Here is a 12,877-nt window from a genome sequence, read left to right as displayed (position 1 = left end):
CTCGGAATATATGACCCTGAACCATATCTAGCAGAGCATAATAGCCAAAGAATACACTCTAACTAGGAGAAAACTTCAATGGTTGATGATAACGGCTCAATTCGCACTTTATCTGTTGATATTGGCGGTAGTGGTGTGAAGACAATGGTATTGGATATTACAGGTCATCCTTTAACAGAAAGGGCGCGTTTAGAGACACCGCAACCTGCGAAACCGGATACTGTAATTAATGCAATTGTCGTTTTAGCAGCCTCTCAAGGTGAATTTCATCGGGTTTCTGTGGGTTTTCCGGGTGTAGTGCGCTATGGAGTGACGGAAACAGCAGTCAATTTAGATCGTGATTGGATTGGGTTTGATTTACAAACGGCTTTGTCGCAACAGTTACATAAGCCTGTCAGGGTAATTAATGATGCAGATATGCAAGGGCTAGGGGCGATCGCAGGTAAAGGCGTAGAATTAGTCATTACCTTGGGTACAGGATTTGGTTCGGCTTTATTTATCGATGGCAAACTAGTGCCAAATATGGAAATGGGACATCATCAGTTCCGCAAAGGCGAGACTTACGAAGAACAGTTAGGGCGGGCGGCGTTAGAAAAAATTGGTGAGAAAAAATGGAATCGGCGTTTAGAAAAAGCGATCGCATCTTTACAACATCTGTTTAATTATGATTGCCTCTACATCGGCGGCGGTGAAGCTGTGAAAGTAAATCTCCAGCTACCCTTAAACGTCAAACTCATCCCTAATATCACGGGGTTATTAGGTGGAATTGCCTTGTGGCGAAATTAATTTGTCATTTGGTAATTGGTAATTGGTAATCAATATTTCCTCTTGTCTCCCTTTTCCCCAGTTCCCCAGTCCCTAATCCCCAGTCCCCAATCCCCAGTCCCCAGTCCCCAATCCCCCACCTAAGCCTACCGAGGGATGAAGCAATTTAAAAACACACCTATTGATTAAAAGGAAGGTAAGTTAACAATAATTAACCATGCAATTAAAGCCAATTAGTCAGCAGGTGGTAGCCATCGTTGGTGCTTCAAGTGGGATTGGGCGTGATACAGCGCTAAAGTTTGCCCAACGTGGTGCAAAGGTGGTAGTTGCTGCCCGTAGTGAACCAGGGCTAAAGTCCCTGGTGGAAGAAATTCAGAGTTTGGGTGGTGTGGCTAAGTATGTAATTGCTGATGTTAGCGATTTTGAGCAGGTAAAGGCGATCGCAGATCAAACTGTAGCAGAATACGGACAGCTTGATACTTGGGTTCATGCGGCTGCTACTGGTGTGATTGCTCCTTTTGAGAAAATTACACCAGAGGAATTTGCCAGAGTTGTCGATGTAACCTTGATGGGACAGGTATATGGTGCAATGGCGGCGCTACCTCATCTCAAACAAACAGGACGGGGAGCGTTAATTCATATTTCTTCAATGGAAGGTAGGCGCAGTCTACCTTTACAAAGCCCTTACTCTGCAGCCAAGCATGGTTTAGAAGGGTTCCTAGATGCTTTACGGGTGGAATTACAACACGAAAAATGGCCTATTAGCGTTACCTCGATCCTGCCTGCAACAATCAATACACCTTTTTACAATAAAGTTGGCACTAAATTAGGGGTGAAGCCGACAGGAGTACCCCCATATTACCAACCTAGTTTGGTTGCCGATGCCATTCTCTACGCGGCGGAACATCCTACCCGTGATTTTGTAGTTGGAGATGCGGGTAAAATATTAGATTTTATACAACGGATTTCCCCACTTTTAGCTGATTCTTTACTATTAGCGATCGCTTTTCAAGGACAGCGTACCAATGAGCCGAAATCAGAAGACGCGCCTAATAACGTTTTTGAGCCAATTACAGGCTATGACAAAGTTGAAGGCGACTTTAGGAACTTGTCTATACCCAGTTTCTTGGAAAGTTTGGATATGAATCCACCGCTAAAATGGGGCGCGTTAGCATTTGCAGCCTTGGGTATTGCTGCACTTGTAGGTTTATGGGGTAGGAACGATATTTAGTAATACCATTTTGAAAAAAGAACGCGACAGATGGGTAGGGGCACGGCACCAGTAAGATATTTGATATGCCAAAAGATTGAGGATGCCGTGCCCTTACAAACAATTTATCTAGCCTTAATTTTCTGACTACGAACCAAATAAAATTAATTTAATGTAGCTCGATACTTTTTCAGTAATTCAACAGCCGCCGAATTATTACGAGACAAAGCTAATTGTAGTGGCGTTTTACCTTCGTTATCTTTAATATTTACCTTGGCTTTCTTACTCAATAAATATTCGATAAAATCGAGGGTGTAATAATCTTCTGCTAAAATTGCTGTATGTAATGGTGTTCTACCAAGCTTATCTTTAGCATTGATATTCGCACCTCTTTCAACCATGATTTTACCCGCTTCTTTCATAGCGTAGTGTAATGGTATTCTACCTAAATTATCTTTGGCATTAATCGCAGCACCTTTAGTAATCAATAGCTTGGTAAACTCTGGGTTTCTCGCATGGTGGTGCAGTGGAGTTTTACCATCATTGCTTCTGAAATTAACATTTACTTTCTTAGCAATCAGTAATTCTAAAATTTCTTTATCTAGAGATTGCTGGTGAATGACCGCCATACCATTATTATCTTTAATATAAAAATTAGCTCTTTTATTAATTAGTAATTTTGCAAATTCTGGTCTATTAATAGCATAATGAAGCGGTGTAAAGTTGATGATGGTTCTTGCATTGATATCTGCACCTTTGGCAATCAATAACTCTGCTACTTCCTGCTTTCCTTGTGCTACTGTCAAATGCAAAGGTGTTAGCTGTTCATCACTCCTAACATTCACCTTAGCACCTTTATCGATTAAAACTTGTGCTACTTCCTGAGTTAATTGACCATAAACATTATGCAGAGGTGTCAATTTATTATTATTTGTAGCATTAACATCTAGTCCTTTTTCAATCAACAAATTTGCTAGCGTTAATGAACTACCAACAAAGTGTAAAGATGTCTCTCCTTTAGAGTTTTTAGCTTTGACATCTGCTCCTTTAGCAATTAATAATTTTGCTAGTTCTTCATTACCAGCAGCAATAGCAGCGTGAAGCGGCAGAAAACTTTCTTCTCCTATCATACAAATTTCATTAGGATTTGCGCCGCTTTCTACAATCTGTTGAACTTCATCATATTGTTGAAACATTAGCGCTCGGCACAAAGAAGTTGATTCTGATGCTCCTAAAGATACTGTAGGCATAATTGTGATTGCAATTGCGGAAAGTGTAACTAAAGATGATAATAACTTCATGTAATTTGCAGCAAATCTACCTTATTTATTGACGAAATTATTGGTCGCTAGGATGTTGTCATAGCCAAATACAACACCTAAATGCAACATTACGGAATTTACGTCAAAATAATTGCAGTTAATCGCAGCAATAGCAAATACAGGGTATGGAAGAAAAGCCAAACTACCATATGTCTTCCGCAGAATTTCGTCAGTGGGGATATAAAACTATTGATTGGATAGCCGATTATTTAGAGAATGTAGAAAAACTGCCTGTACTATCTCAAGTTGAACCTGGAGATATTAGAGCAAAATTACCAAATTCTCCCCCGCAGCAAGGGGAATCTTTTGCAGAGATTTTCAAAGATATCGATGAAATTATCGTTCCAGGGTTAACAAATTGGCAATCGCCTAACTTCTTTGCTTTCTTTCCTACCGGGATTTCTGCACCTTCAATTTTAGGTGAATTACTCAGCGCTGGTTTGGGTGTACAAGGGATGTTATGGGCTACTTCTCCCGCTTGTACAGAGTTGGAAACCCATGTTCTTGATTGGCTAGTAGATATGCTGGAGTTACCCTTGCATTTCAAATCCAGTGAAACAGGGGGAGGAGTAATTCAAGATTCCGCCAGCAGTGCTAGTCTTGTGGCTTTGGTAGCGGCTAGAGAACAAACTACAGCAGATATTAGTAAACTGGTTGCTTACACCTCAACTCAGGCGCACTCTTCTATTGAGAAAGGATTTAAAATTGCGGGAATCAGCAGTGAGAATTTGCGTTTAATCGAGGTTGATGGAAATTACGCCATCTGTCCAGATGCACTACAGCAGTGTATTGAACAGGATATTGCGGCGGGGTTAACGCCTTTTTATTTAGCTGCTACTGTGGGTACAACTTCATCCAATGCAATTGATCCTTTACCTGAGTTAGGAGCGATCGCACAAAAATACAATATCTGGTTTCATGTTGATGGCGCAATGAGTGGTACAGCAGCGTTATGTCCTGAGTACCGCTGGATTCATCAAGGTTTAGAGTTAGCCGATAGCTATTGCTTTAACCCCCACAAATGGATGCTGACTAACTTTGACTGTACTTGTTTTTACGTGCGAGATAGAAGCAAGCTAACTCAGTCTCTCTCCATCGTACCGGAGTACCTCAAAAATCAAGCCAGTGAATCCGGTGCAGTAATTGACTACCGAGATTGGCAAATTCCTTTAGGTAGAAGATTCCGCAGCCTCAAACTCTGGTTTGTGATTCGCCATTACGGAATTGAAGGGTTACAGCATTATGTCCGTAAGCATATAGCCTTAGCCCAAGAGTTTGCAGAGTGGGTAAAATCAGATTCACGCTTTGAATTAGCTGTTAATCCACCATTAAATTTGGTATGTTTCCGCCACAAAGGAGGCGATCGCATCAACCAAACCATAGTCAACAGTCTCAATTCTTCCGGTAAAATCTACCTAATTTCCACCAAGCTTGACCAAAAAGTTACCTTAAGAATGTCGATTGGGCAAGCAACTACTGAAAAGTTAAACGTGCAACAAGCCTGGGAATTAATTTGCCAAATAGCTGATGCAAATTAACAGTACCAAATTGAAAAATTAATGCGACAAATTGTAGGGGCAAGGCAGTGCCCATTGGTGTCAACTTAACGTGAAACCCGCTTATAGCGGTTCCCAATCTGGTGAAGTACATTTCCAAAGCTAATAACCTTGTTCAACAAGATTTGGGTGTACCTCAGTAGGTTAGGAAACGCTATAGTTGCAAGGTTTCGCCCTCACCCCCAGCCCCTCTCCCACCAGGCTATGCATTACCCACATCTTTCTTTACAATCTTAAAACCCTTGTTCTATAAGCATCTTAGAGAATGAGAGTTTAGGCAGGCTTGACAAATTCGCGTGTATTCTTCTCGCTAAAAATGGGGTTTTATTGAGAATTAAGAACGCAAAAATCATGGTTCTAGAGACGAGAGTTAACACCCTTGAAATGTTAAGAAAGATGTTTATAATGGATAGCCCACCAGGAGAGGGGAGCAAGAGATTTAATTTCCCTTCCCCTGGGGGAGCAAGAGATTTAGTTCCCCTTCTCCCGGGGGAGAAGGGGTTAGGGGATGAGGGCGCGAGGTATTTGTACAACACGCGCCGTATATAGCTTTTAGCTTAAGTTGACACAGGTGGGCACTGCCTTGCCCTCTAGAATATATTGATGTACCGCCAAAATTATTTGATATTACTCCGGTAAATGGGGAACTTGCAACAAATCTAACCCTCGTTTAAAGATTTCATCAATGGGTAACATTTGACCATCAGTAGTCATAAATTTATGGTCTTTTGTTGCCCGAATAATCGAACCATCTTCTAAAGCATATTCATAAACCTCTTGTTTACCGCGATTATGCCACTGCGCTATCGGTTGAGTATAAACATTACCATTAGCATCAACACTATAAACCCTGCATTCCAGGCATTTTTCGACAATTTCACCAATAGGAATCAAGCCATATTCTACCGTCAAAACTTCTGTATCGTAGCTTAAGCAATATTCGGCAAACTTTAACATATCGTCAAACAATTTCTCAGCTACTTGCTTTTTCACCCCGTTTTTAGTAGCACCATCAATAAACTTTTCTTGCTGCTTTTGCATCTCGGAAACTTTCTTTTTACCCATAGCGCGCCGCAGCAAGTCGGCTTGTCCTAGGGAATATCCAGCCATATCTTGAGCAATTTTCATAATTTGCTCTTGATAGACCATAATGCCATAGGTTTCATTTAATATCGGTTCTAAAATCACACTTTCATAATCAATCGCTTCTCGTCCGTGTTTACGGTTAATAAACTTGGGAATTAGCCCTGCATCTAATGGGCCGGGTCGATACAGTGCCAAAATAGAAGAAATATCCTCAATATTAGAAGGCTTTAAATCTCGTACTATCTGTTTCATCCCAGAGGATTCTAACTGAAATACTCCTTCTAATTCTCCAGCTTCTAATAATTCATAAGCCTTTTGTACATCTTTAGGCAAAGTACTATGCTCACCTTTAGCTAATATTCTTTGAGCTTTTCTTTCTTGGCCTGTAATTTCATCTGGATCAACACGATAACCTTTAGTTTCTTCAATCAAATCCAAAGTTTTTTGGATTAGAGTTAAGTTCCGCAAACCCAAGAAGTCCATTTTTAACAAACCCATTGATTCCAGGTCTTCCATGAAATACTGGGTAATGACGGAACCGTCGTTATTTCTTTGTAGCGGCACAATTTCATCAAGCGGATCGGCAGAAATTACCACACCTGCTGCGTGAACACCAAAGGTTTTGTTAGTACCTTCAATTCGCATCGCCATGTCAATCCAGTGGCGAACTTGCTCATCATTATCGTATCTGGCTTTAAATTCTGGTTCTGGGGTGTCATCAGAAATCATCACTTTTAACTTAGTTGGTTTCCCCCGCACCACAGGAATTAATTTTGCCATTTTATCTGCTTCTCCGTAGGGTATATTTAATACCCTGGCAACATCCTTTAATACAGCTTTGGAAGTTAAACGGTTAAAGGTAATAATTTGAGCAACTTTATCAGCGCCATATTTCTCAGTGACATATTCAATAACTTTATCTCTTTGTTCAATGCAGAAATCCGTATCAATATCAGGCATGGATTTCCGTTCGGGATTCAAGAAACGCTCAAATAGTAGCCCATGATGTACGGGGTCAATGTTAGTAATTCGCATCGCATAAGCAACTAATGAACCTGCAGCAGAACCCCGTCCAGGCCCAACTGGAATATTATTATCTCTAGCAAATTTAATATAATCCCAAACAACTAAAAAGTATTTGGAAAATCCCATTTGTTGAATCATTTTGAGTTCGTATTCCAACCTTTCTTTATAGGTTGAATCGACTTCGTTGCGGGATTTGCGATTTAATCTTTCTAAAAGTCCGTTCCATGCAACTTCTTCAGCATAAGTATCAGCAGTATGACCAGAAGGAATCGGTGGAGTGGGAATTTGCGGCTCACCCATAATCTGGTATGGCTCAACTTTATCTGCTACTTCTTCAGTCGTCGCCACAGCTTCGGCAATTACATCATCTGGTAAATGGTCACGAAATAGCAGATGCATTTCTTCAGCAGATTTGAGATATTCTGTGCCGCTATAACGCATCCGATTTTCTTCAATTATCAGCTTACCTGTTTGAATACATAGCAAAGCGTCGTGTGCTTCTACGTCATAACAGGAAATGAAATGAGAGTCATTTGTAGCAACAAATTTGATGCCTAATTCCCGAGCAATTTTAATAATTTCTACATTAACAATTCTGTCTTCCTGGGAACCGTGGTCTTGAATTTCTAAATAATAGTCATCACCAAATACATCTTTATACCATTGAGCAACTTTACGGGCTGCATCTGGTCTACCACTCATAATTGCTTGGGGAACTTCTCCGCCCAAACAAGCACTAGTAACAATCAAACCTTCATGATATTCTTTTAATAATTCTTTGTTGATGCAAGGGCGAGAAAAAATGCCTTTTCCTTGTACACCTTTGAGGTGAGAAATAGTAGTTAATTTGACTAAATTTTTGTAACCTTTGGTGTTTTTAGCTAAGACAACTTGATGATAACGGGGGCGGCGTTCTTGCTTTTCAATATCGCCATTAATGATATACATTTCGTTGCCAAGAATGGGTTTAATATTCTTGCTACGACAGATTTTGATCAATTCCACCGCGCCATACATCACACCATGATCGGTGAGGGCGATCGCTTTCATCCCCAGGGCGATCGCGCGATCAACCAACTCTGGCAGCTGACTGGCACCATCAAGCAAGCTATAGTCACTGTGAATATGCAAAGGGACAAAGGACATATCAGTCTCCAACCACAAGCCAACAATATCTCCCAGGAAAGAAAAAATACCCCCTGGAGTAGGATTCACTAAAGAAAGCAATGGGATCTTAGATTAACGCGTTTGCAGAATTTTCACTTCCGCAAGTGATGTTTAAATAGTTACAGCAGTAGAGTTACCCCAAATTAAGCAATGACTGAACCAGAGAGTATTACTTCTCTAGAGACCAAAACCCGTCCTTGGTGGCTGCGTATCCCTCTGACATTGCAAATTGTCGTCGCCCTAGCGCTTGCTGTCGGCTTAGGAATTGCCCTAGGTGCGGGGAATCCCAGCCCCAGTAATGCTACTTTGATTACTAACTTAGCAATTCCTGCAGAATTGGTGCTGAAGGCTTTACGCGCCCTAGCTACACCCCTAATTTTGGTAGCAGTGCTGCATACCTTCATGACTACAAATATCCCCGGAACAGCAGGTAGACGGCTAGCAGTACTACTGTTAACTAACACTACCGCAGCAATTTTAATCGGTTTGCTAGTAGCTAACGTCTTGCACCCTGGGAGTTGGGGAAATATAACAGCCCCCACCGAAGCACAAGCACCTACTGCAAGTCTCGATCCTTGGGGTTTATTTAAAGATGCTGTCCCCGATGCTATCCTCAAGCCACTAGTCGATAATAACGTTATCCAACTAATTGTGATTGCCCTTTCCTTTGGAATTGTGCTGCGGGCATTAAAATCAGAACAAATCGTGGAAGGTAAAGCAGCATACCAACCGATTGAAGATGTCATCGGTATTTTATTTGAGGCGGTAATCCGGATTCTCAATTGGGTAATAGCCTTAATTCCCTTGGCTGTGTTTGGAATTGTGGCTAAAACTGTTGCCGAAAAAGGTTTTGCGCCCTTCCAATCTTTAGCAGCCTTTATCGTCGCCGTACTAGTCGCCTTGTTTTTACAAGCTTGCTACTATCTCACTAGAGTACAAATTGGCTCTTGGGTCAACCCGATCGCATTTCTCAAGGGTGGTTCTGATGCATTTTTGACAGCTTTTTCCACCTCTTCCTCAACGGTGACAATGCCCATCACCTTTGAAGTGTTGCAAACTAAAATCGGTTTAAGAGAATCTTCCGCTTCTTTAGGCGCATTAGTAGGCGCAAACTTTAATAATGACGGTACTGCCCTATATGAAGCGATGTCTGCATTATATATTTCCCAAATATTGGGTCAACATTTAGGTTTAGGACAGCAGTTAATAGTTGTCTTAACATCGATTTTTGCATCCGTCGGCGCTGCAGGTATTCCTAATGCCGGACTTGTAACGATGACCTTGGTATTTACTTCCGTTGGCTTACCGACCCAGTATATAGCTTTGTTAGTTACAGTCGATTGGTTTTTGGATCGCTGTCGGACAGCCCTCAATGTCATGGGCGATATGACTGTCAGTGCTTTACTAGACGGCAAAAAGCCTCGCCACTTAGACGAGGCTTAGTTTCAACTGTAGCGCTGAGTGCTGAGTTTTTCTACCTTACCCTCTTGATTTGCAATTCCTAATTCCTAGTACCCAGTCACCAGTCCCCAGTCCCTTTTAATGCTGTTGCGGGCCCTTAGCATCACACTCTTTATTCCAGCATCTTTCTAGAAGCTGAATTCGCCAGATAGCGGCGAAGATATAAGGATTCCATATTAATTTAGTGTGGTTACAAAATAAAGGCTGATTGAGATAATGCCAAAGTGGAAATTTAATCTTGTTAAACTTAGGAGCCATAGGAGGAGTTACTATACAAGCGTGCTAGCAGTATAGTTAAAGATTAAACAATCTGCACGCGATCGTCCTGGTGACAATTGCGGAAAATCACCAGTTTTTATGGCTAAAGTTATATTAATGGCTTTTAAGGAAAAAATTGCTTGAGAAAGCTGATTTTGGCGGCAATTATCTCCTGGCAGTCATTTACAAGATTACTGATAGTTATTCCACGGTAAATAACAACACCTGAGCAAACATCTTTCTAGGGATAGATTTCGGCGTTTTGCTTCTTCTCCAAATCTTTTATATTTACTGAAGAATCTGTTACATTCTTTTTTTTTATTAACATTATTTTAAAGATTAGATTTTATAAACACGTAATAATACTTAGGGCATTGGGCATTGGGCATTGGGCATTGGGCATTGGGCATTGGGCATTGGGCATTGGGCATTGGGCATTGGGCATTGGGTAATTGGTAATTGGTAATTGGTAATTGGTAATTGGTAATTGCTGTTTTTCCCTCATCTTCCTCATCTCCTAATCCCCATTACCCCTTATCCCCAGAGGGGGCCCCGAGTTCCCCAGTCCCCAGTCCCTAATCCCCAGTCCCTAATCCCCATTACCCCTTATCCCCAGAGGGGGCCCCGAGTTCCCCAATCCCCTCATCTTCCTTTTATGGGGCTAATGGGATAAATTACTGTGATTTTTTAGTCTTATTGCTAAGAAATCAAAATTCCATGAGAGGAGTGAATAATGGCTGATATGAAACGCCGGCACTTTTTGCAATTTGCTGGGTCTGCTTTAGCAACCTTGGGTTTAAGCCAGTGGGATATCATGCAGCAAGGAGAACGCTATCAACAAGTCCTAGCCCAAAGTACAAAGCGGAAACTCGCACTGTTAGTAGGAATTAATGAGTATAAGGGTATACCAGAACTCTATGGTTGTGTGAATGATGTGCAGTTGCAACGCGAATTATTAATTCACCGCTTTGGCTTTAACCCTCAAGATATTTTAACTTTGACCGACCAAAAAGCCACCCGGAAAGGGATGCTAACAGCATTTGAAGAACATTTAATTAAGCAAGCCAAGCCTGGGGATGTGGTGGTATTTCATTTTTCGGGACATGGTTCGCGGGTACGCGATCGCGATCGCGACACGGAAGATGGACTCAACAGCACTTTGGTTCCGATTGATGGGAATTTACCACCAGGCTATCCCCAGCAAGGAGGCCAGGTGCAGCACATTATGGGGCATACATTGTTTTTGCTAATGTCTGCATTGAAAACAGAAAATGTAACTGTAGTATTGGATAGCTGTCATGCGGGTGGTGCAAAGCGGGGGAATTTTCGGGTGCGTTCCATTGATGGTGGTGAAAAACTCTTACCAAGTACGGCGGAACTGGAATATCAACGCCGATTGTTAGGAAAACTGGGACTGTCACCACAAAAATTTATCGAACTGAGGAGAAAAGGCGTTGCTAAAGGCGTAGTCATCGCCAGCGCTAAACGCGATCAATATGCGGCTGATGCTTCTTTTGATGATTTTAACGCTGGGGCTTTTACTTATTTATTTACTCAGTACCTTTGGCAACAACCAGGGGATGAAGCGATTAATCGTGCGATCGCTAATATTAGCCGCAGTACAACTATCTTCGCTAGGCAATCAGGCAATTTTCAAGAACCAGAATTAGAATCTAACTTTAGCAAAGAAAATACTCGCGCACCTATTTACTTTACGCGCACACCTGCTGTCTCCGCTGAGGCGGTAGTCACTCAAGTCAATGGTGAGCAGGTAAAATTGTGGCTGGGTGGGCTAGATTCCGAAAGCCTGGAAGCATTTAAACAAGATGCGATTTTCACAGTTTTGGATAATAAAGGTAGCGATCGCGGATTAATTCAGTTACAGTCTCGTCAAGGATTAACAGGACAAGGTAAACTCCTAAAAGCTGCCCAAAAAAAGCAACCACTCCAACCAGGCGCACTCTTACAAGAACGGATTCGCAGTATTCCTAGTGATTTAACTTTAAAAATTGGGCTAGATGACTCTTTAGGAAATAACATTCAACAAGCTAAACAAGCATTACAGGCGATTCCCCGCATTGCAGCCAAAACTTTGGGAAGACAAGAGGTGCAATATATTTTTGGTCGCATGACTGAAGCCAAATCTCAGGAATTACAAAAAAGTCGCCTCTCAAATTTACCTGTGGTGGGTAGTTTTGGTTTGTTTTTACCAGGAATGACGCAAATTATTGCTAGTTCTTTTGGTACAAGTAACGAAACGGTGAGTGCTGCTGTTACGCGCTTACAGCCTAAACTCAAGTCCTTACTCGCAGCGCGGATTGTCAAGCAAATGCTGGGCAATACTAATTCATCGCGAATTAATGTGACTGCGACGATGAATGTTGTCGGTAGTCAAGAAATACTGGGGGAAACCTTCCCTATTCGTGGAGTTCAAAAAGTAGATTTGGGGACATCCAGCCAAACTACTAACTCAGGTTTGCAAAAGTTACCTCTGGGTACAAAAATTGCTTTTCAAATTCAAAATAACGAATCGCAACCTCTATATATAAGTATTTTGGTAATTGATGCCCAAGGCGAAATGGCGATTATCTTTCCTAATAATTGGTCAGCTGCAGAAGATGCTGCTTTGGTAGAAGGTAAACAAAAGTTAGTCATTCCTTCTGCTGGCGATACCTTCAAACTGGTGATTGGCGAACCTTTAGGAGTATCAGAAGCTTTAATTGTTGCTAGCACTACACCACTGCGAAATTCTCTCAAAGCCTTAAAAGAAATTGCCAAATCTCGCGGAGTCGAAAATACGCGTGCGCCCATAGCTGTAACTAATGAATTATTAGATGTAACAAATAGTTTACTTAATGACCTAGATGCCGGGACTCGGGGCGCGATTAATGTTGAAGGGATTCAACTCCCTAACGGTGTACGGGGGATTGATACTAAGAAATTAGCAGCAATGGCGATCGCATTTGAAGTGGTTGGTACAGCAAACAGCTGATCTCGCTACACTTTCATTGTACTATTTAAGACAA

At 41.6% G+C, this 12,877-nt stretch carries 7 protein-coding genes; 5 read left to right on the top strand and 2 right to left on the bottom strand.

Going from position 1 to position 12,877, the window contains the following annotated elements:
* The first annotated feature begins 78 nt into the window (after positions 1-78).
* Both AACU25_RS14015 and AACU25_RS14010 read left to right on the top strand, forming a co-directional pair.
* Complete coding sequence (locus tag AACU25_RS14015) at positions 79-786, top strand: ROK family protein (RefSeq protein ID WP_096576545.1); 708 nt, start codon at positions 79-81, stop codon at positions 784-786.
* A gap of 196 nt (positions 787-982) precedes the next feature.
* Positions 983-1,996: an SDR family oxidoreductase gene (locus AACU25_RS14010; protein WP_096576543.1), complete on the top strand. Its 1,014-nt coding sequence runs from the start codon at positions 983-985 to the stop codon at positions 1,994-1,996.
* 143 nt (positions 1,997-2,139) lie between these two features.
* On the opposite strand, the gene AACU25_RS14005 is transcribed toward AACU25_RS14010, so the two are convergent.
* The gene (locus AACU25_RS14005; protein WP_096576541.1) at positions 2,140-3,276 is read right to left on the bottom strand and encodes an ankyrin repeat domain-containing protein; all 1,137 of its coding nucleotides are present in this window, start codon (positions 3,274-3,276) and stop codon (positions 2,140-2,142) included.
* 146 nt (positions 3,277-3,422) lie between these two features.
* Here AACU25_RS14005 and AACU25_RS14000 point away from each other — a divergent pair, with 146 nt between their 5' ends.
* The gene (locus tag AACU25_RS14000; protein ID WP_096576539.1) at positions 3,423-4,835 is read left to right on the top strand and encodes a pyridoxal-dependent decarboxylase; all 1,413 of its coding nucleotides are present in this window, start codon (positions 3,423-3,425) and stop codon (positions 4,833-4,835) included.
* 645 nt (positions 4,836-5,480) lie between these two features.
* Here AACU25_RS14000 and AACU25_RS13995 read toward each other — a convergent pair.
* On the bottom strand, positions 5,481-8,111 hold the full coding sequence (locus AACU25_RS13995; RefSeq protein WP_096583740.1) for a DNA polymerase III subunit alpha: 2,631 nt from the start codon (positions 8,109-8,111) through the stop codon (positions 5,481-5,483).
* Positions 8,112-8,282: 171 nt separating this feature from the next.
* On the opposite strand from AACU25_RS13995, the gene AACU25_RS13990 reads away from it, so the two are divergent.
* Positions 8,283-9,575: a dicarboxylate/amino acid:cation symporter gene (locus AACU25_RS13990; protein ID WP_096576535.1), complete on the top strand. Its 1,293-nt coding sequence runs from the start codon at positions 8,283-8,285 to the stop codon at positions 9,573-9,575.
* A gap of 1,018 nt (positions 9,576-10,593) precedes the next feature.
* Entirely contained in the window at positions 10,594-12,843 is a 2,250-nt protein-coding gene (locus AACU25_RS13985; RefSeq protein ID WP_321206732.1) for a caspase family protein, read from the top strand.
* Positions 12,844-12,877 lie beyond the last annotated feature (34 nt).

Source organism: Tolypothrix tenuis PCC 7101 (assembly GCF_963874875.1).
Taxonomy (GTDB): domain Bacteria; phylum Cyanobacteriota; class Cyanobacteriia; order Cyanobacteriales; family Nostocaceae; genus Aulosira; species Aulosira tenue.
The sequence above is the reverse complement of the archived record's forward strand: the minus strand, read 5'-3'. Positions and strand labels throughout refer to the sequence as shown.

What these genes read in the sequence shown, in the direction of transcription:
- AACU25_RS14015 (WP_096576545.1), top strand. Translation starts at nt 79, where the DNA reads ATGGTTGATGATAACGGCTCAATTCGCACTTTATCTGTTGATATTGGC.
- AACU25_RS14010 (WP_096576543.1), top strand. Translation starts at nt 983, where the DNA reads ATGCAATTAAAGCCAATTAGTCAGCAGGTGGTAGCCATCGTTGGTGCT.
- AACU25_RS14005 (WP_096576541.1), bottom strand. Translation starts at nt 3,276, where the DNA reads ATGAAGTTATTATCATCTTTAGTTACACTTTCCGCAATTGCAATCACA.
- AACU25_RS14000 (WP_096576539.1), top strand. Translation starts at nt 3,423, where the DNA reads ATGGAAGAAAAGCCAAACTACCATATGTCTTCCGCAGAATTTCGTCAG.
- AACU25_RS13995 (WP_096583740.1), bottom strand. Translation starts at nt 8,111, where the DNA reads ATGTCCTTTGTCCCTTTGCATATTCACAGTGACTATAGCTTGCTTGAT.
- AACU25_RS13990 (WP_096576535.1), top strand. Translation starts at nt 8,283, where the DNA reads ATGACTGAACCAGAGAGTATTACTTCTCTAGAGACCAAAACCCGTCCT.
- AACU25_RS13985 (WP_321206732.1), top strand. Translation starts at nt 10,594, where the DNA reads ATGAAACGCCGGCACTTTTTGCAATTTGCTGGGTCTGCTTTAGCAACC.